The organism is Xylanibacter rodentium (assembly GCF_013166575.1).
Classification (GTDB): Bacteria; Bacteroidota; Bacteroidia; order Bacteroidales; family Bacteroidaceae; genus Prevotella; species Prevotella rodentium.
Genome location: NZ_JABKKE010000020.1, coordinates 1 through 17,909 on the forward strand (window position 1 = coordinate 1; position 17,909 = coordinate 17,909).

The 17,909-nt window shown below is 53.9% G+C and carries 20 protein-coding genes and 1 pseudogene; 3 read left to right on the forward strand and 18 right to left on the reverse strand.

Annotated elements, in window-relative coordinates; genetic code table 11:
• Positions 1 to 87 precede the first annotated feature (87 nt).
• From HPS55_RS11090 to HPS55_RS11175, 18 genes and pseudogenes are all read right to left on the reverse strand, one after another.
• Positions 88 to 414: pseudogene (locus HPS55_RS11090) on the reverse strand (lysozyme); the annotation flags it as partial.
• Positions 411 to 914 (reverse strand): DUF3872 domain-containing protein, encoded by a 504-nt coding sequence (locus HPS55_RS11095; protein WP_004291525.1) that lies wholly within the window; start codon positions 912 to 914, stop codon positions 411 to 413. The pseudogene HPS55_RS11090 and the gene HPS55_RS11095, both read right to left, overlap by 4 nt.
• Positions 911 to 1,813 carry a toprim domain-containing protein gene (locus tag HPS55_RS11100; protein ID WP_004291524.1) on the reverse strand — a complete coding sequence of 301 codons (903 nt, stop codon included), beginning with the start codon at positions 1,811 to 1,813 and terminating at the stop codon, positions 911 to 913. The genes HPS55_RS11095 and HPS55_RS11100 overlap by 4 nt, the downstream gene beginning before the upstream one ends.
• A gap of 7 nt (positions 1,814 to 1,820) precedes the next feature.
• Positions 1,821 to 2,396, reverse strand: a complete 576-nt coding sequence (locus HPS55_RS11105) for a conjugal transfer protein TraO (protein ID WP_004291523.1) — start codon at positions 2,394 to 2,396, stop codon at positions 1,821 to 1,823.
• A gap of 2 nt (positions 2,397 to 2,398) precedes the next feature.
• Positions 2,399 to 3,385, reverse strand: coding sequence for a conjugative transposon protein TraN (gene traN, locus HPS55_RS11110; RefSeq protein ID WP_004291522.1), 987 nt, complete (start codon positions 3,383 to 3,385; stop codon positions 2,399 to 2,401).
• Positions 3,386 to 3,419: 34 nt separating this feature from the next.
• Positions 3,420 to 4,772, reverse strand: a complete 1,353-nt coding sequence (traM, locus tag HPS55_RS11115; protein ID WP_004291521.1) for a conjugative transposon protein TraM — start codon at positions 4,770 to 4,772, stop codon at positions 3,420 to 3,422.
• Positions 4,753 to 5,040 carry a TraL conjugative transposon family protein gene (locus HPS55_RS11120; RefSeq protein ID WP_018697145.1) on the reverse strand — a complete coding sequence of 96 codons (288 nt, stop codon included), beginning with the start codon at positions 5,038 to 5,040 and terminating at the stop codon, positions 4,753 to 4,755. Before HPS55_RS11120 ends, traM begins: the two co-directional genes overlap by 20 nt.
• A gap of 27 nt (positions 5,041 to 5,067) precedes the next feature.
• Positions 5,068 to 5,691: a conjugative transposon protein TraK gene (gene traK / locus HPS55_RS11125; protein ID WP_004291519.1), complete on the reverse strand. Its 624-nt coding sequence runs from the start codon at positions 5,689 to 5,691 to the stop codon at positions 5,068 to 5,070.
• 31 nt (positions 5,692 to 5,722) lie between these two features.
• Positions 5,723 to 6,727 carry a conjugative transposon protein TraJ gene (traJ, locus tag HPS55_RS11130; RefSeq protein ID WP_004291518.1) on the reverse strand — a complete coding sequence of 335 codons (1,005 nt, stop codon included), beginning with the start codon at positions 6,725 to 6,727 and terminating at the stop codon, positions 5,723 to 5,725.
• 3 nt (positions 6,728 to 6,730) lie between these two features.
• The gene (locus HPS55_RS11135; RefSeq protein ID WP_004304283.1) at positions 6,731 to 7,360 is read right to left on the reverse strand and encodes a DUF4141 domain-containing protein; all 630 of its coding nucleotides are present in this window, start codon (positions 7,358 to 7,360) and stop codon (positions 6,731 to 6,733) included.
• 23 nt (positions 7,361 to 7,383) lie between these two features.
• Positions 7,384 to 7,764, reverse strand: a complete 381-nt coding sequence (locus HPS55_RS11140; RefSeq protein ID WP_004291516.1) for a DUF3876 domain-containing protein — start codon at positions 7,762 to 7,764, stop codon at positions 7,384 to 7,386.
• A 40-nt stretch (positions 7,765 to 7,804) separates the two neighbouring features.
• The gene (locus HPS55_RS11145; protein WP_004291515.1) at positions 7,805 to 10,309 is read right to left on the reverse strand and encodes a TraG family conjugative transposon ATPase; all 2,505 of its coding nucleotides are present in this window, start codon (positions 10,307 to 10,309) and stop codon (positions 7,805 to 7,807) included.
• Positions 10,306 to 10,638, reverse strand: a complete 333-nt coding sequence (locus HPS55_RS11150; RefSeq protein WP_004291514.1) for a DUF4133 domain-containing protein — start codon at positions 10,636 to 10,638, stop codon at positions 10,306 to 10,308. The genes HPS55_RS11145 and HPS55_RS11150 overlap by 4 nt, the downstream gene beginning before the upstream one ends.
• A 10-nt stretch (positions 10,639 to 10,648) precedes the next feature.
• On the reverse strand, positions 10,649 to 10,966 hold the full coding sequence (locus HPS55_RS11155; protein ID WP_002560983.1) for a DUF4134 domain-containing protein: 318 nt from the start codon (positions 10,964 to 10,966) through the stop codon (positions 10,649 to 10,651).
• 201 nt (positions 10,967 to 11,167) lie between these two features.
• The gene (locus tag HPS55_RS11160; protein WP_172175130.1) at positions 11,168 to 11,896 is read right to left on the reverse strand and encodes a conjugal transfer protein TraD; all 729 of its coding nucleotides are present in this window, start codon (positions 11,894 to 11,896) and stop codon (positions 11,168 to 11,170) included.
• Positions 11,897 to 11,912: 16 nt separating this feature from the next.
• On the reverse strand, positions 11,913 to 12,266 hold the full coding sequence (locus tag HPS55_RS11165) for a DUF3408 domain-containing protein (protein WP_004291505.1): 354 nt from the start codon (positions 12,264 to 12,266) through the stop codon (positions 11,913 to 11,915).
• 2 nt (positions 12,267 to 12,268) lie between these two features.
• The gene (locus tag HPS55_RS11170) at positions 12,269 to 12,709 is read right to left on the reverse strand and encodes a DUF3408 domain-containing protein (protein WP_004291503.1); all 441 of its coding nucleotides are present in this window, start codon (positions 12,707 to 12,709) and stop codon (positions 12,269 to 12,271) included.
• A gap of 2 nt (positions 12,710 to 12,711) precedes the next feature.
• Positions 12,712 to 13,761 (reverse strand): ParA family protein, encoded by a 1,050-nt coding sequence (locus HPS55_RS11175; protein WP_004291492.1) that lies wholly within the window; start codon positions 13,759 to 13,761, stop codon positions 12,712 to 12,714.
• 421 nt (positions 13,762 to 14,182) lie between these two features.
• On the opposite strand from HPS55_RS11175, the gene mobA reads away from it, so the two are divergent.
• Genes mobA through mobC form a run of 3 tightly spaced genes read left to right on the forward strand, consistent with a single transcriptional unit; the run spans position 14,183 to position 17,886 of the window.
• Positions 14,183 to 14,611, forward strand: a complete 429-nt coding sequence (gene mobA / locus HPS55_RS11180; RefSeq protein ID WP_004291488.1) for a conjugal transfer protein MobA — start codon at positions 14,183 to 14,185, stop codon at positions 14,609 to 14,611.
• Positions 14,590 to 15,837, forward strand: coding sequence for a conjugal transfer protein MobB (mobB, locus tag HPS55_RS11185; protein ID WP_004291483.1), 1,248 nt, complete (start codon positions 14,590 to 14,592; stop codon positions 15,835 to 15,837). Before mobA ends, mobB begins: the two co-directional genes overlap by 22 nt.
• Positions 15,838 to 15,867: 30 nt before the next feature.
• Positions 15,868 to 17,886, forward strand: coding sequence for a conjugal transfer protein MobC (gene mobC / locus HPS55_RS11190; RefSeq protein ID WP_004291482.1), 2,019 nt, complete (start codon positions 15,868 to 15,870; stop codon positions 17,884 to 17,886).
• Positions 17,887 to 17,909: the final 23 nt, after the last annotated feature.

The following is a 17,909-nucleotide window of genomic DNA, read 5'->3' on the forward strand; positions in this document are numbered from 1 at the left end:
ATATAATAATCTGTTTTACAGGATATATACCTCTTTGGTTGGGATAATAATGAAGTTGGGATAACTGCTATTATCCGAAAGTTAGGATAAAAGAACCGAATCAACCCCGAATTTACGGAACATGGCGACAAATTTGCGCAGGTCTTTCCGCAAAAGTTCATCCGCATCCCGTTTTGTCATGGTTCGTGCCGAATACTTCTCGTTTGGCAAAAGTTTGTGACCCCAACCGACGTATGGGTAGTGTTTTTCTGAGTGCCAGCCTTCAAAGTAGCGGCAGCATAAAAAAGCACGTTCCATAAGCGGCAGTCGGTAGATTGCCGCCTGCCCGTCCGTTCCCTCTTGGCGGCTGATCTGCGCGGACACAGAACAGACCGTCAGAAGTGAACAGAGCATTGTCATGAATACACGCATCATTTCAACAAGGGGCTGAAGTTGCCGATGGGAACGATGGTAAGATCGTCGTCCTTTACATTCCTGTTGTTGAAGTCAAATTCCAGTTCGTAGGAGTTGCTAAAGTTATCCTCCACCACCACGATGAAATTATGCGCCTCATCACCCGCCGCCGTGTAGTACAGGCGGAATTTTTCGTTCTCCAGCAGGTAGCGGTCGTTAGGCAGGAAGGTGATGCCGTTATCCATTTTGAGCGAGCCTTCCCCCTCGAACTGGAAATAGCGGATGGTATAGAGCGTACCCGAAAAGTCGCCCTCCTTTTTCAGTTCACAGCGGATTTCCACTGTCTGCCCCTTTACTACCTTGTTCGGCACGGGCATGACCTCCACCGTGAAGGGATAGGACTGCTGGATGTCCATGTCATCGTCACATGACACGAGGGTGAATGACATGGCGGCTATCAGGCATAACGCCACTGCCTTGAATATTGATGTTCTCTTGTTTCTGTTGTTCAGTATGTTCATTGTTCTTCGATTTTTAGATGGTTGTTTTTCTGTTTTTTCGTTGTCAGTTGCAGGTACTCGTTCAAGTCCTTGCAACCGTCATAGAGGGAGGAACGGTCGGTGACACGTTCCCCGTATCGCATGGTAAGTGCGGCAAGCGTCCGCCGTCCGGCTTCGTCACGGTCGAGGAAGCAGCCGATGCGCCCGTATCCGTCCAGCAATCCCGCCGCCTTCTCCACGTTGGCGACTGAGTTCAGCACAAGACAGTCAGCGTTACCGGTTACACCAAGCGTCACGGCAGAGAGAAAGTCCATGAAGCCCTCGAACACGAGGCACTCGTCAGCCGGGATGTCATTCGCCTTTACCAGTGATACAGACTTCGGAGGTATGCAACCCTTGAAATATCGGCTTCTGACTTCATAGCCACCTGCCATGTTCGGAAAGCCAACGGCAAAATACCGTTTCCCACGCACACCGTAGTTCAAGCGGCAGCAGTGACGGGATGCGATGGCGTAAGGGATGCCCCGTTCCTCTAAATACTCCGTCAGCAGTGAGCGGAGCAGCGGAGCGACCTCCACATCCTCAAAAACGGATTCGGTCGGCTTCGAGAGATAGACGGGCTTTTCCCATCCGGCAACCGTCATATTGGCGGCTTCCGCTATGAACTTCGCTTGCTTCATGAAGTCATCGCTTTGCAGAAACTCCCCGGCAAGCGTGAAGATGTCGCCGCCCTTGCCCAAACCGAAGTCGTACCAGAGCTGTTTCGCCACGTTCACACGGAAAGAGGATGTGCGCTCGCCCCTGTACGGGGCAAGATACCACAGCTCGTTACCGCTCCTTCTGACAGGCTCATGCCCCAGCCGTGCGAGAAAATCCGCAAGCGGCATCCTTCTGACAGCATCTATTTCCGTCCTTTCCATGCCCGTGTCAGTTGATGATGAACTTGATACCGACCCCGAACTGCGTGTGGAACTTCCGTGTGTCGCCACCCCAAAGGCAACGCTCCCGCAGGTTGGCAAGCAGGGCGATACGGTCTGCCACGTAACACTCCACATCGAGCGTCAGCGCACCGCCGTAGATGAAGGCGTCCCGGTCGTGCAGCGTGGAGCCGTCATGCAGCACCTTCTTCCCCCAATTTACCGCCTCATATCCGGCGAGAGCCGAAGCCCCGGCATAGACGAAAACAATCTTTCGGGCGTCCGACAGTATCTTGAAGTAATAGCCGCCCTCCGCCGTGAACTGCGCCACGGGTATCTTGGTGTCCTTGTAGGGATTGTTCTTCAACAGGTATTCGCCACCGAACACCCACTTGTTCCCCTTCTTCGTGTAGGTGGAGAGAGCCGCCCCGAAGCTGTACCCGCCGTCCTTGCCGCCGAGATTGAAGCCGTCCGCCATGTCCGCCCTCACCTCGATGCCCTGCATCTTCGGCAGACACCGCTGGGCGTGCGCCTGCCCTGTAAAAAGGGCAAGCGACGCGATGATTATTGCGATGTACTTTCTCATGGTCAGCGTACTTGAAGTTCGTTGATGGTACCCGCGCGTACCAAATCCTCGTTCTCAATCACGAAGGACTGGTGACGGCCGCCGTTCTTCTCGTTCAATTCCACCACGAGGCACTTGTCATCGGGGATGGTGAACTTCGCCATCGTGAAGACCGTGCGCTCGCTCTTTTTGCCCGGCACGAGGGTGGCGTAGTTCTGCGCGCGGAGCGGCAGAATAATCTGCTCCTGCACGGCAGTACGCTTCGCAACCTTCTTGTCCACGATTTTCCAAGTGATGTAGTCCACATCGAAAGGCACGTTGCTCTGGTTCTTTATCTCCGTGTGGAAATAAAGCAAGCCGTTGTGCGTGTAGATGCCTTTCAACAGGTATTGGATGCCGAAACGCTTGCAGCCGATATGCTTCACCTCGCGCTTGTTCTGTTTGTGGATGGACTTCATGATAAGGCGCACCAGCATCGGGCTTTCGCTGCCCAGCTCTTTCAGATAGATTTCCTGCGCGTTGTTCGGGCGGTTCACCGTGCTGCCGTCATGGATGAAGTCGCACATCTCCACGTTGAGCAACAGCGGTTCGGCGGCGTACTTCACGTTGAAGGTGTAGAAACTGCCGTCCTCCGTGATGACGGACATATTCGTTTCGTTGGGAAAATTCCTTACGGTAGCCTTCACACGGATGATGTTCTCCGCTCCGTCGGCTTTCCCGGCAATCAGGTCGGGCGAGCCTAAATCGACATAGCGCACCTCCGCCGGAAAAATGACGTGGACGGTCTTGTCGTAGGTCACTTCCAGACCGTGCGGCGGTATCATGCGGTCGAAGGTCAGCTTGCGTGACAGCCCGTGATATAGGTCGCCGTCCGCCTCCTTCTGCGGATAGACCTCCTTCGTCAAGGTCGGTTGTTCACTTCCGTTGGTCGTTTCAACGGTTACATTCTCCTGCGCGTTGGCAGTTATGATGCCCATAGCGAGGGCAAACATGATGATTACTTTTCTCATTACTTTTGGATTTTAGTGGTAATTTTTATTGTTTTCAATATTTTTCTTGGTAAAGCATGACCCTGTACCCGGCTTTCAGATGCACCTTGACGGTTCGCATCTTTTTGGCGATGTACTGGCTCGTGCCTTGTATCAGCCCCTTGCCCAAGTCGGAGGCGAGCTGCGCCCCGGCATTGGTGGAGATGTTGATGCTGCTTCCCAGCGAGCCGCCCATGTTGGCGGCGACCTCCCGGACGGCGTTCATCTCCATCGAGTTCGGGATGAAGATGCCGGGCTGTCCGTCCGTGTCATAGACCGCAAGCTCCACGGGGATAATCGTGCCGTCGTATTCCAGCGAGGTAATCTCGATGTCGAGCCGCTCACCCTGTATCTTGCCCGTGCCGACCACCACCGCACCCCGGGGTATTGTCCTGCCTGCCACCGCCATAGGCTCCAGCAGGCGCAGCCTTACCGTCTGCCCGTCCGTCACGCTCTGCGCCCCATGCACGCACGCCGGTATGGTGTTCCTGTCCAATACCTCCGCCGTGCCGACAGCCGTGTTGAAACCCCGGTTGCGTTCCTGCGATAAGGCGGCGACAAACTCCGCGTTACTCATAGGCTGTGAGAGTGAAGAAACTACTTGATGCTCCACCTGTCTGATAGGCATTGCCTTGTTCTTCTTCCCTTTCTGCACGGTAGTTGGCTCTGCCCTCTGTTCCGCCGATGGCTGTCCTCCGTTCTGACCGCCCATGTACTTTGCCGCCAGCTCGTAGGACTTCTCCATAAGAGCCACCTGCTCGTCCATAGAGGAAGCCTTGCCCCTCTCGCTTTCCAGTTCCGACTCCAGCGATGCGATGCGCTCCAACAATTCGTCCATCTCCGCATTGTCGTTTTTCGGCTGGTCGTAGAAGTTTCCGAGCGTGGCGTTCAGGTCACGGTAGGCGGCTGCGGAGGACTGGATGGTCTGCGGCGTGGCTGGCTTTGCCCTTTCTTCCTTGCCGCCCGGATTGGCGAGGTCGAAGTCCACTCCGTTCTCCGTTCCCGCTATCTCGCGGTCGAACATGTCGCCCAGCTGCCCGATGGCACGGTTGCGGCTCTCCTGACGCTCTTCCATCTCCCCATGCTCGTAGGCTTTCAGCTTGTCGCCGATAATCTGCCGGTTCGCCTTGTCAGCGTCGGGCATCTCGGTGTTGTATCCGTCCGTTCCCGGCGGTTGCTCCTTGCCGGAGGACGGGGCGAATATCAGCCACATCGCCCCGATGAACACCAACACCATAGCGGGCAGCACGATCATCTTCTGCCGTTTCAGCCGTTGCGCCTCTGTCAGCGGTTCGCGCTCCTTTTTCGGTTTCCCCGTTTCGGGAGCAGCTTTGTTCTCTTTCGTCGGTTCATTCTTTGTCTGTTCCATATAAATAAGGTGTTAAGTGATTGCCTGTTTCCGCCGGGGTCGGCAGTTCCACCCGTCCGGCGTGTCCCGTTTCCATATGTGAGCCGTCGTTCCTGCCGATGTCATAGACGGCTCTGCCGAAGGTGTAAAGGGCAAGCACCGCGAAGGCGGCGAACATCCCCAGCACGATGCGGCGGCGTGTTTCCGGCGGCAAGCCGTCCAGATACCCTTTGAGACTTGCCGCCAAGCGTTTCCGTTTGTCGTGGAGTTTCCAATACATGCCCCACATTGATTTTCTGATACTTTTCATGTCCTGTTACCGTTTGATAGTCTGTAAATCCTTGTTCTCAATGATGGTGAAACCCTCGATGGTAAAACCGTTCGGGTTGTCATCCGACCGCGATGCGTTCAGCAGGCGGCAGGTGGTCACGAGGCTGCGCTCGGTGACGTTGCTCTGCCGGATGATTTTCTGTGTGGCGTAGGTCACGGCACGGTAGGGATAGGCGTTGAAGTCGCACACCACGCTGTCCACCTTCAGCACTTGGTTGATGTTCCCGGCGATGATGCGGTTGTAGTACCCCTTCTCCGCGAAGTCCGAATAATAGTGGTACACGCTCTTGTCCGCCAGCAGCAAGGCACGTTTCACGTTGTGTTCAATCGCGCTTTTTTCAGGTGATAGCGTGAAGAACATCTCGTGGAAACGGCGCACATGTTCCCGTGCCTCCGCCGGGCGGTTCTGCGACAAATCCTGAGACAAGGCGAGCATCAGGCTCTTGCCGTTGTCCAGCACATAGATTTTCTCCCGTTGCTTCTCTGCGAAACGGTAGGAGTTCCACACGCTCCACACCGTCACCACGGCGCACAGCGAGAGGAAGACGATACCGAACAGGCGTATCTGCCTGAACGACGATTCGATGTTTCTAAGTGATTTGAATTCCATTTATATTTTCCAATTTATGATTGCACATTGATTATTTCAGCAATTTGCCGACACGTCCGACTGCGTTTCCTGCGGCTGCACCCGCCACGCTGCCCGCCATGCTTCCGGCTCGTCCCGCCATCTGGTTCACGTTGCGACCGTAACCGCCCATGCCTCCGGCTTGGATAATCCAGCCCGCAACGGTGGGAATGGTAAAGTAGCCGATGATGCCGATGCAGAGGAATACGATATACACCCCGTCGCTCGAATCCAGCGAGAAGTTCGGGTCTGCCTGCATCCGCTCGATGTCGTTTTGCAGCATCAGAACCTGTATCTTCGCCAGTATGGTGCTGAACATGTCCGATACCGGTAGCCACAGATAGACCTGTATATAGCGGCATATCCACTGCGTGAGCGTGTTTTGGAAACCGTCCCATACCGACAGGGCGAAGGCTATCGGACCGAGAATCGCCAGCACCACGAGAAAGAAGGTGCGGACGGTGTCTATCACGAGGGCGGCGGCTTGGAACAGCAGTTCGAGTATCTCGCGGAAGAAGTCGCGGATGCTCTTCTTCATGTTGTACATTCCCCGGTCGATATACATTCCCGCCATCGTCACCATGTCGGAGGGCGACCAGCCGAGTTCCTCCAGTTGCTTGTCAAATTCCTCGTTGGACACGAGGTAGGCGGTTTCGGGGTTGCGTACCATCGCCTCGTATTCCAGTTTGTCCTTCTGCTCCCGGTATCGGTTCATGTCCAGCGTTTCCGCCTCCAGCATCTTTGCCGTGCCCTGTACGACGGGTGAGAGGATGCTGTTTATCGTGCCCAGCACCACAGTCGGGAAGAACATGATGCACAGACCGATGGCAAAAGGACGGAGCATCGGGAATACGTCTATCGGTTCAGCTCTCGCCAGCGACTGCCATACCCGGTAGGCGACGTAGAACAGCGCACCCAGCCCGGCGATGCCTTTCGCCACACCAGCCATGTCCCCACACAGCGGCATCATCTGCTCATAAAGTGAACGTAAAATCTGATGAAGGTTGTCGAACTTCATAGGCTACCAGTATCTTTCGTTCATGTTCCCGTACAGCCCCATGATGCGGTCGAGGTCGTTCTTCTTTTTCGCACGCAGGTAACTCACGGAGATGTTCTTGTTCGTGTAGTAGCTCACGAGGTTGCGGTAACGCTTCATCTTCGAGTGGCAGCGTTCCACCACGTCCATGCGCTCCTTGTCGGTCATGGAGAGCGTGGTGATGTTCACCACGTTCCTGAGTTCCGTCAACACTTCGTTGCTTTCCTCCAGCAGTTTCGTGTAGCCGAAAGCGATTGCGGAAAGCTCTTCGGGTCTGAAATTCCCGTCACGGAGCATCCGTTGGAAACTGTTCACATAGATGTCTGTGATGTCGCCCACCATCAGGATGGTCTGCTGCACCTTGCGGGCGTCCTTGACCAGATTGTTCACCGATTTGAGGGCATCGTAATACTTCTTGCCCTGCTGATAGATTTTCACCGTCTCCTGAAAGTTGCTCACCATGTTCGTGGCGGTCTTGGAGGTATGGATGATGTTTTTGGAGGCATTGATGATGCCCTGCGCTAGATTGCCCGGATCGCTTACGACCCACTGTGCGCTTGCCCTGCCCGCGAAAAGCAGGCACAGGCAGATAATCATTGTTATTCTTGTTCTCATGTTACTTTGGATTTTAGTGGTTGTTATTCTTCGGTCGGATGTCCCGGCTGCGGCTTCACCCGCACATAGTCCCCGTTTGGCGAGAAAGTCAGCACATCCGTGGCCTCGTTGTAGGACACGTCGATGCGGAAGCCGGTGTTCATGAACAGGTTGCCGTTCTCCTCCTGCAAGAGATAGGTTTCCGGCTTGAGCTTGCGGCGCAGACCGCTACGACGGAACACCGTCACTTTGTAGGCTTCGCCCTCCTTGTAGATAAGCACGTCAGGTTTTCCCTCCACGCTCTCCCAGTTCCCGCACAGCATGTCGCGGCGGTTGTCGGCCACGTCGCAGGATTGCAGCATCATGACCGCCAATCCGATAAGGCACTTGCTGACTTGCAGCATTTTCACTTTTGGTAAATTCATACGCGTTTTTCTTTTTTGGTTGATACATTCTGTTTTTTAGTTATTCCTTGTTTCTCCGCCTTTCGGCAAGCTGCCGGATGGCGGCTTCGATGTCGTCGCCCAGCTTCTCCGCCAGACGGTAAACCTCCACTTTTTCCGTTTCCTCGGTGGTGTACGCCAGATACTCTTCCGCGCTGACCTCCGTGGCATAGACCGCCGACTGCGTGCCGCCCAAGCCTATCCACACCTCCTTGTAGAGCCGTGAAGGGTTGTTCGCCATGTTGATGGAGAGTATCTGCGACTTCTCCTTTTCCGTCAGTCCGAGCAACGCCTGTATCTGGTCGAACTTGTTCATATATTTCCTTTGGTCAAGCAGGATTTTACAATCCGAGTTGTTGATAATGCTCTCTTTGACCACCGGAGAACTGATAATGTCGTCCACCTCCTGCGTCACCACGATTGCCTCGCCGTAATATTTTCTGACCGTCTTATACATATAGCGCAGATATTCAGCCATGTTCGCCGATGAGAGGGCCTTCCAAGCCTCTTCCACGATAAGCTGTTTCCGCACGCCTTTCAGCCGCCGCATCTTGTTGATGAAGGCTTCCATGATGATGATGGTCACGACGGGGAACAGTTCGCGGTTTTCTTTAATCGAATCTATCTCGAAGACGATGAACCGCTTGCCGAGCAGGTCGATGTTCTCCGTGGAGTTGAGCAGGAAATCGTAACGCCCGCCCCGGTAATACTGCCGCATGGTGGTGAGCATGTTGTCGATGTTGAAGTCGGACTTCTCCACCTTGATGTCACGCTGTGCCAGTTCCTTGCGGTAGTCGTCACGCATATACTCGTAGAAGGTGTTGAACGACGGCACGATGCTACGGTCGGATTGGATGCGCTCAATATAGGCACTCACGGCACTGCCCAGCTCGCCGCTCTCCGTCTTTGTCACCTTGTCGTCCTCCGACTTCCAGAGCGTCAGCAACAGGGTCTTGATGCTGTCCTTCTTCTCCACGTCGAAGATGTAATCGTCGGTGTAGAACGGGTTGAAGCTGATGGGCTTATCTTCCGTGTAGGTGAAATACACACCGTCCGCTCCGCCTGTCTTGCGTCGGATCATGCCGCACAAGCCCTGATAGGAGTTTCCCGTGTCCACCAATACCACATGTGCGCCTTGCTCATAATATTGGCGCACGAGGTGGTTCATGAAGAAAGACTTGCCGCTGCCCGAAGGACCCAGCACGAACTTGTTGCGGTTGGTCGTGATACCTCGCTTCATGGGCAGGTCGGAGATGTCAAGGTGCAGCGGTTTTCCCGTGAGCCTGTCCACCATCTTGATGCCGAAGGGCGAGAGCGAGCTGCGGTAGTTGGTTTCCTCTGTGAACAGGCACACCGCCTGTTCGATGAAGGTGTGGAAACTCTCTTCCGCCGGGAAGTCCGCCGCATTGCCGGGTATCGCCGCCCAGTAGAGTGTCGGGCAGTCGATGGTGTTGTGGCGCGGCACGCATTCCATGCTTGCCAACTGGCTGCCCACGTCGTTCTTGATATGCTTCAGTTCCTCCGCATCGTCGCTCCACGCCATGACGTTGAAGTGTGCCCGTACCGAGGTCAGTCCGTAGGAATGGGCTTCGTTCAGGTATTGGTCTATCCACTCGCGGTTGATGCTGTTGCTCCTTGAATAGCGAGATAGCGACTGCATGTTACGGGCGGACTTCTCGAACTTCTGCAAGGTTTCCTCACTGTTGTCTATCAGCACATACTGGTTGTAGATATGGTTGCAGGAGAGCAGAAGCCCCACCGGGGAGGCGAATGACAGTCGGCAGTCACTCCGGTCGGTGGAGAGCTTCTCGTAACGGGTGTCGGTAGCCACCTTGCCCGGCAGGTCTTCCGCGTCGGAGAGGGTGTGCAGACACAGGCGGTTGTCGCCGATGCGCATCTCCCTTGCCGAAAGCTCGATGTCCTGCAAGGTGGTGTCACCTTCCGGCATGAGCGAGAAGTAGCGTTCAATAAGTCCCGTCTTTCCCTCAGTACCCACAATCTCATCGGTGGAGAGGCGGCGCAGCCTGACAAGCCCGCTGTCGTTCATGATGCGCTCGAACTGTTCGCAGGCTTCCAAGAACTTGGTCGTGGTTTCCCTGTCCAGCTCCTTCGGGATGATATGTCCCCGGCACAGCGTGCTGAAATTGCTCTGCATCCGGTTACGCTCCTTTGTTGTCTTGGTCAGGTAGAGGTAGCAGGTGTGTTTCAGGTACGGACGCTCGTTGAAGTGACGCTCGAAAGAGCGGCTTAAAAAGCTCATGTCGTCCTTCTGAAGCTCCGGTTTGTAGCGTTCCTTGATGAACCAGTCCTGTTTGTGGACGACGGAGTAGTCCGGCAGCACCTTGATAGCCTTGCACCAGCAACTGTGTATCGCCTCGTACTCCGCACCCGTCACGGTGTAAAGTTCCGGTAGTTCCACCTCGAAAGCCACCGTGATGTCGGCGTCCTTTGAGATGATGCAGCCATGCTCCACCGCTAAAAGTGGGAACCTGTTTTCCAGTGTTGTCATTTTCGATGTATTCCTCATTGTCTTTCTTCCTTTCGTTGTCGTTTGAACAGACGGGTTATCCGCCGCCGGTTGATAAGGTATCGGGGATGGCTCCGTGCCGCTCCTAATTTCATCAGCCCGTGTTCACCGTACCGGGCGTTCAGCGCGAAGGTCTGCCATACAAGGAGGGAGGACGATGCCGCGCCGAAGCCGATACATATCCACTGGTCGATACCGACCATGTAGAGGATGACGAACAGGACGAAGAGAGCCAGCAGACCTCCGCAGAAGATGAAGAGGTACTGTGCCTTCAAGCCCTTGAACTCTACCGGACGGCCGATACCCTTGTTGATTGGGTATTCAGCCATACATTATTTATTAAAGGAAGAATGAGCGCAGGATGGTGGCGGCAACAATCAGGAAGATGCACGCGCCGAACCACGAGGCGGCTGTCTTGCTGGTGTCGGGGTCGCCCGATGAAAACTTGCCGTACACTTTTACGCCCCCGATAAGCCCGACGACTGCACCGATGGCGTATATCAGTTTAGTTCCGGGGTCGAAATAAGAACTCACCATAGAGGTGGCTTCGTTGATGCCCGCGATGCCGTTTCCCTGCGCGAAAGCGGAGGCGGTTGCGGCGATGACAAGTGCCGCGGAGAGGATTGCTTTTCTGTTTTTCAAGATGTTCTTGTTCATAAACTGTTCTTGTTTTTTGCCGTCAAAAGGGTGGATGGTCCTTTGTCGGGCGGTTGATACTTTGTTTCTTTACTTTGGTTTTAGTGGATGCCCGTTTGTTTCCACGGACGTGGGCGTGTCCGTTGCGGATGGGGATGCGCCTTGCGTTTCCTCGCCGCGTGGGTTGATGTCATTCTTTCATGTTCATTTCTTTTATTGTTGTCATACATAGTTGCGAATGTCGAACTCCTCGATGTTGTCCGGCACGACGAACTCCTTTTCAGATTTCTTCAGCCGAATCTCGATAAGCCCCTTGATGCGGATGCCTATCTCCGAAAAGCCTTCCATCATTTTCTCGTACAACTCCGTGCCCTCCATGTCGGTGAACACCTTAGCCGCCTTTTCACGTTCCGCCTGTGTCGCGTCCGGGTTTTTGGCGGTCTTGCAGGCGTCGTCAATCTCGTCAAAGCTGCTGCCCGAAGCCCGTGGCGTGTCCGAGGCGTCCTCTTCCGGTTCGTCGTCCCCGTATCCCAGTTCCTCCGGCGGTATGCTCGTGAAGGTCTCATCGAGTTTTTCCTCCGGGACTTGTGCCGGGCGGGATGCGTTTCCCGTTTTTCCGTCGTCAAAAGTAGCCTCTTCCTCCGACAGCTCAATGCCTTTTTCAATAGTGGCGGCTTCTTGCGTCGGTATGGCAGCGGTTGTCCGGGTGGATGCCATCCTGAAACGGCTCTTGCCGATGATGTCCGCCTTTTCCGCAGGGACTTCCTCGTGTGCCGCTATGCGTTTAGCCTCATTCCCGTCCAGTGACCGCCATAATCCGACAATGCCCTTGAAGAAGCGGACAATCCGCGTGTCCATGATGCGCTCGTAAAGGAGCAGGAACAGGAACCAGAGGTTGCAGCCGACCGATACCGCCAGCAGAATGTCTGTCATGCTGATTGTGTAATTCATATCCTTCCGTTTTTGGTTAGAATACTGAATTGTAATTTCGGGCATAAAGGCTCTTTATCGCATCTTCGCACTGGTTGAAGTGGTGCGTCAGCACATGGTCGATGTAAGCGGACAGCGTAAGCCGGTCATGCCCGATTACACGGGTGATACGCATGATACGCTCGTGGTACTCCGGGCGCACATACGCCATCTTCCCCTCACGTGCCTTTACTTCCGGGTCGCGGATGAACAGGCGTTCATAGTCCTTCTCACTGCATTTGCCGCTTACCGGGACAGGCGACAGTATTTCCACACTCGCCTGCACTTGGGTAAACATACCTCCGCAGTCTTGCTGTGGTCTTTTTTCATTCGGTGTCATTTCTTTTTCCATTTTCAAATCAGATCTTCACGTTGTTTCTTGTACAGTTCGTTGATTCTCTCCTTGTGCTGTTCCAGATGCTGGCGCAGCACGGTATCCACATATCCGCCTACTGAGATTTCCCCTCCGGCGATGTCGTTCACGATTCTGAGGATCTTGCCGTGGACGTCACGGCTGATATAGACACATTGGCGGGTCTTTATCTCGTTGCGGCGCAGGAATAGCTCGTTGTAGTCCTCGTCCTGCCTTTTCCGGCGTCCACTTTCCCTCTGCGCTTTTTCCCGTGTTACGGGTTGCACAGGAGATGGTTCCGGTGCGGCGGTGTCCTCTTCGGTCGGTGCAGCTGCGGGTACTTCCTGTGCGGGGCGCAGTGTCCCGTCCTGTGTGCGCCGCCCGATGGAGGCTAACAGCAGTTCCTCGTCGATGCCTTCCGTGTTCACTTTCCTGCTGCCCATGCTCACTGCGGTCTGATGATGTCGCTTATCTCTTCGGAAAACTCCCGGATGCCACTCCCTTTCAGCAGTGCCGTGTCCATCGGGAAGATGGTGGAGCGGAAAACGCTCTTGCGCTCTTCCGAAAGGTCACGGCGGAACTTCTTGCTGTCGGGCAAGCGGGTGGAAAGTACCGGAAAGCCCATTTCGGCTATCACTTCCTCGTAGATGCCGTACAAGTCGTTCCTCTCCCTGCCGTCCACCATCGTCCAGAACAGATGCAGCCCCTTTGTTTTCGCCTGTCCGGTAGTCATCAGCCTGTCGCGGAACATCGTGACGAATTTCAGGGTACTCTCCACGACAAAGCGGTCGGCACTCAGCGGAGTGAAAATGTAGTCCATCTGCGAGAGCGTCTTTATCACGCCGTTGCTTCGGAGTGTGCCGGGCATGTCGAAGAACACCACGTCGGGTTTCACGTCCTCAGTGGCAATCATCCTCTCGGCATCGTCGAGGGCGTTCACCGCATTGCTTTTGACGATGGTGTAGGCGTTCTTTTTGATCCGGCGGAAATGGTCGCAAGCGAGAGCCTTGAAGTAGGTGCTGCTGTCGATAAGCCCCATTTCGTGTTCGCGCAGCCCGTGGATGCTGTGCTGCGGGTCGTCGCAGTCCACGACGGCGACATTGTAGCCTTTCACGTTGTGCAGGTAGCTGGCGGCAAGTGCCGTGACAGTGGATTTGCCGATGCCACCTTTCTGTGTTGCGAATGCAACGAAGATTTCCTTACTCATAGTTCCATTTATTTTAATTGTTGATGATTTGTTTTTCTGTTTCCATACGGATTTGGCTGTCGCACCATCCGCTTCCGTGACTACACACGCAGGCGGGTCGTCGCGTATCCGGTTCTGTGGTGAAGCGGTGCGTCGGACAAATGGTGATTGACGACATTGCGTCATGAAGTCATTGAATCCATACGTCACCGAATTGTCGGAGAACCGGGTTTCCGACGGTTCGGGTATCCGTTTCGGCAAGTATCCGAAGAAGCGGATTTCCGGGTATTTGAATGTTCCGTTTATCATATCTTCAAATCGTTCGTTTCTTGAATCATGCTGCAAATAAACAAGTATATTTTGGAACCTGTATCACTTCTCCGGCAAGTGGCGGCACGTTGCGCCGGTTGGCAGTCATTGACCGGGTCAAGCATCTGTCCGATACCGCTTTAAGGGCGTAACTTTGCACCCGGACAGCAGGGTTCGCCGATGACGCGCGGCCCGGAGTCCTGAAAGGTATTTTCCCAATCCGTCCCCTGACGGATTTTTATGTTCACCTGAACATAGCAAGATGTCTTTTCAGCCGCTCAAAATATTTTGAGCAGCCACGAAAAGCACTTGCCCTTGCAGGGGGCGGGCTTTCCCTCCGAAGTCGGGAAGCCTTTCAGAACTGCGGTGCTGTAATCCGAAGCGGCGGCTTATGCCGTCAATCCGCTAAATCCAAAGTAATATGAAAGAGAAAAGGAAAAGCAAATCAGGGAGAAATCCCAAACTTGATCCGGCGGTGTACCGGTACACCGTCCGTTTCAACGAGGAGGAACACAACCGTTTCCTCGCCATGTTCGGAAAATCGGGTGTCTATGCACGGTCTGTTTTCCTCAAAGCGCACTTCTTCGGGCAACCGTTCAAGGTGCTGAAGGTGGACAAGACGTTGGTGGACTATTACACCAAACTGTCGGATTTTCATGCACAATTCCGTGCCGTGGGTACGAATTACAACCAAGTCGTGAAGGAACTGAGGCTGCATTTTTCAGAGAAAAAGGCGATGGCGTTGCTCTACAAATTAGAGCAACACACCGTCGAACTCGTGAAACTGAGCCGCCGGATTGTGGAACTTTCAAGGGAAATGGAGGCAAAATGGTCGCAAAAATCAGTGTAGGAAGTTCGTTGTACGGCGCGATTGCCTACAACGGGGAGAAGATTAACGAGGCGCAGGGGCGGCTTCTCACCACCAACCGCATCTACAATGACGGTTCGGGAACGGTGGACATAGGCAAGGCGATGGAGGGTTTTCTCACCTTCCTGCCACCGCAGATGAAGATCGAGAAGCCGGTGGTGCATATCTCTCTCAACCCGCACCCGGAGGATGTGCTGACCGATATTGAGTTGCAGAATATCGCCCGCGAGTATCTGGAAAAACTCGGTTTCGGAAACCAGCCTTATCTTGTATTCAAGCACGAGGACATCGACCGCCACCACCTGCACATCGTGACGGTCAACGTGGACGAGAACGGGAAAAGGCTCAACCGGGATTTTCTCTACCGCCGCAGCGACCGTATCCGCAGGGAACTGGAACAGAAGTACGGATTGCATCCGGCAGAACGTAAAAATCAGAGATTGGATAATCCGTTGCGCAAGGTGGCCGCATCGGCAGGTGATGTGAAGAAGCAGGTAGGCAACACCGTGAAGGCTCTGAATGGGCAGTACCGTTTCCAGACGATGGGCGAATACCGTGCGCTCCTTTCCTTATATAATATGACGGTGGAGGAAGCGAGGGGCAACGTGCGCGGACGGGAGTATCACGGGCTGGTCTATTCCGTCACGGACGACAAGGGTAACAAGGTGGGCAACCCGTTCAAATCCTCGCTTTTCGGGAAGTCCGCAGGCTATGAAGCCGTACAGAAGAAGTTTGTCCGTTCCAAATCGGAAATCAAGGATAGGAAACTGGCAGACATGACGAAACGCACCGTCCTTTCCGTGCTGCAAGGCACTTATGACAAGGACAAATTTGTATCCCAACTCAAAGAGAAGGGCATCGACACCGTACTGCGCTACACAGAGGAAGGGCGCATCTATGGGGCTACCTTCATCGACCACCGCACGGGATGCGTGCTGAACGGTTCGCGCATGGGTAAGGAGCTTTCGGCGAATGCCTTGCAGGAACACTTCACCCTGCCATACGCCGGACAACCGCCGATACCGCTATCCATCCCTGTGGATGCTGCGGACAAGGCACACGGGCAGACCGCCTACGACAGTGAAGATATATCGGGCGGTATGGGCTTGCTCACTCCCGAAGGTCCGGCGGTAGATGCCGAGGAAGAGGCTTTCATCCGGGCGATGAAGCGCAAAAAGAAGAAAAAACGCAAGGGCTTGGGTATGTAATCAGAGTATCAACAATTAAAAAATCAATGTATGTCACAACAAGAAGACGATTTGAGGGCATTGGCGAAAATCATGGATTTTCTGCGTGCCGTGAGTATCATTTTAGTGGTCATGAACGTGTACTGGTTCTGCTACGAAGCCATCCGGCTGTGGGGCGTGAACATCGGCGTGGTGGACAAAATCCTTCTGAACTTCGACCGCACGGCGGGGCTGTTCCATTCCATTCTCTACACGAAGCTGTTTTCCGTCCTTTTGCTTGCCTTGTCCTGTCTGGGTACGAAGGGTGTCAAGGGTGAGAAAATCACTTGGGGGAGAATCTGGACAGCATTTGCCGTCGGGTTCGTGCTGTTTTTCCTGAACTGGTGGTTGCTGCCCCTGCCGCTGCCGCTTGAAGCGGTGACGGGACTGTATGTCCTTACCATTGGAACGGGCTATGTCTGCCTGTTGATGGGTGGTCTGTGGATGAGCCGCCTGTTGAAACACAATTTGATGGAGGATGTTTTCAACAACGAGAACGAGAGTTTCATGCAGGAAACGAGGCTTATCGAAAGCGAGTATTCGGTCAATCTGCCGACACGTTTCTATTACAGGAAACGCTGGAACAACGGTTGGATCAATGTAGTTAATCCCTTCCGTGCGTCCATCGTGTTGGGTACGCCGGGCAGCGGCAAGTCCTATGCCGTGGTAAACAATTTTATCAAGCAACAGATTGAAAAGGGCTTTAGTCAATACATCTACGATTTCAAGTATCCCGACCTATCTACTATTGCCTACAACCATTTGCTGAACCACCCGGACGGCTACAAGGTAAAGCCGAAGTTCTATGTGATCAACTTCGACGACCCGCGACGCTCTCATCGGTGCAATCCCATTCACCCGGATTTTATGGAAGATATTACGGATGCCTATGAGAGTGCCTACACAATAATGCTCAACCTCAATAAAACGTGGGTGCAAAAGCAGGGCGACTTCTTCGTGGAGTCACCTATCATTCTGTTTGCCAGTATTATCTGGTATCTCAAAATCTATCAGAACGGGAAGTTTTGCACGTTTCCCCATGCTATCGAGTTTCTGAACCGCCGTTACGAGGATATATTTCCGATACTGACCTCTTATCCGGAGCTGGAGAACTACCTTTCGCCGTTCATGGATGCGTGGCTTGGAGGGGCTGCGGAGCAGCTCATGGGTCAGATAGCGTCGGCAAAAATCCCGCTTTCGAGGATGATTTCACCGCAGCTCTACTGGGTGATGTCAGACAGCGAGTTTACGCTGGACATCAACAATCCCGAAGAGCCGAAAATCCTCTGCGTGGGTAACAATCCCGACCGTCAGAATATCTACGGTGCGGCACTCGGTCTGTATAATTCCCGTATCGTGAAGCTCATCAACAAGAAGGGGATGCTGAAGTCATCGGTCATCATCGACGAGTTGCCCACAATATACTTCAAAGGGTTGGACAATCTTATAGCTACCGCCCGAAGCAACAAGGTTGCCGTGTGTCTGGGCTTTCAGGATTTCAGCCAGTTAGTGCGTGACTACGGGGACAAAGAGGCGAAAGTGGTGATGAACACTGTCGGCAATATTTTCTCCGGTCAGGTGGTGGGGGAAACAGCCAAGACGCTCTCCGAGCGGTTCGGTAAGGTGTTGCAGAAACGGCAGTCCATCTCCATCAACCGGCAGGATGTTTCCACCTCCATCAACACGCAGATGGACGCGCTCATTCCACCGAGTAAGATTTCCGGGCTTACGCAGGGAATGTTTGTCGGTTCTGTATCCGACAACTTCAACGAGCGTATCGAGCAGAAGATTTTTCATTGCGAGATTGTGGTGGATGCCGAAAAGGTGAAACGGGAAGAAAGTGCCTACAAGAAAATTCCCGTCATTACAAACTTCACGGACGAGGACGGCAACGACCGCATGAAGGAAACGGTGCAGGCGAACTACCGGCGCATCAAGGAAGAGGTGAAGCAGATTGTGCAGGAGGAACTGGAGCGTATCAAAAACGATCCGGTGCTGTGTAAACTGCTACCAGATAATGAGACTGTCTAACAAGTCCCCAAAATTGAAAATTA

Coding starts and splice junctions, on each gene's coding strand:
- HPS55_RS11095 (WP_004291525.1), bottom strand. CDS start 914: ATGAACATACTGAACAACAGAAACAAGAGAACATCAATATTCAAGGCA.
- HPS55_RS11100 (WP_004291524.1), bottom strand. CDS start 1,813: ATGGAAAGGACGGAAATAGATGCTGTCAGAAGGATGCCGCTTGCGGAT.
- HPS55_RS11105 (WP_004291523.1), bottom strand. CDS start 2,396: ATGAGAAAGTACATCGCAATAATCATCGCGTCGCTTGCCCTTTTTACA.
- traN (WP_004291522.1), bottom strand. CDS start 3,385: ATGAGAAAAGTAATCATCATGTTTGCCCTCGCTATGGGCATCATAACT.
- traM (WP_004291521.1), bottom strand. CDS start 4,772: ATGGAACAGACAAAGAATGAACCGACGAAAGAGAACAAAGCTGCTCCC.
- HPS55_RS11120 (WP_018697145.1), bottom strand. CDS start 5,040: ATGTGGGGCATGTATTGGAAACTCCACGACAAACGGAAACGCTTGGCG.
- traK (WP_004291519.1), bottom strand. CDS start 5,691: ATGGAATTCAAATCACTTAGAAACATCGAATCGTCGTTCAGGCAGATA.
- traJ (WP_004291518.1), bottom strand. CDS start 6,727: ATGAAGTTCGACAACCTTCATCAGATTTTACGTTCACTTTATGAGCAG.
- HPS55_RS11135 (WP_004304283.1), bottom strand. CDS start 7,360: ATGAGAACAAGAATAACAATGATTATCTGCCTGTGCCTGCTTTTCGCG.
- HPS55_RS11140 (WP_004291516.1), bottom strand. CDS start 7,764: ATGAATTTACCAAAAGTGAAAATGCTGCAAGTCAGCAAGTGCCTTATC.
- HPS55_RS11145 (WP_004291515.1), bottom strand. CDS start 10,309: ATGAGGAATACATCGAAAATGACAACACTGGAAAACAGGTTCCCACTT.
- HPS55_RS11150 (WP_004291514.1), bottom strand. CDS start 10,638: ATGGCTGAATACCCAATCAACAAGGGTATCGGCCGTCCGGTAGAGTTC.
- HPS55_RS11155 (WP_002560983.1), bottom strand. CDS start 10,966: ATGAACAAGAACATCTTGAAAAACAGAAAAGCAATCCTCTCCGCGGCA.
- HPS55_RS11160 (WP_172175130.1), bottom strand. CDS start 11,896: ATGAATTACACAATCAGCATGACAGACATTCTGCTGGCGGTATCGGTC.
- HPS55_RS11165 (WP_004291505.1), bottom strand. CDS start 12,266: ATGGAAAAAGAAATGACACCGAATGAAAAAAGACCACAGCAAGACTGC.
- HPS55_RS11170 (WP_004291503.1), bottom strand. CDS start 12,709: ATGGGCAGCAGGAAAGTGAACACGGAAGGCATCGACGAGGAACTGCTG.
- HPS55_RS11175 (WP_004291492.1), bottom strand. CDS start 13,761: ATGATAAACGGAACATTCAAATACCCGGAAATCCGCTTCTTCGGATAC.
- mobA (WP_004291488.1), top strand. CDS start 14,183: ATGAAAGAGAAAAGGAAAAGCAAATCAGGGAGAAATCCCAAACTTGAT.
- mobB (WP_004291483.1), top strand. CDS start 14,590: ATGGTCGCAAAAATCAGTGTAGGAAGTTCGTTGTACGGCGCGATTGCC.
- mobC (WP_004291482.1), top strand. CDS start 15,868: ATGTCACAACAAGAAGACGATTTGAGGGCATTGGCGAAAATCATGGAT.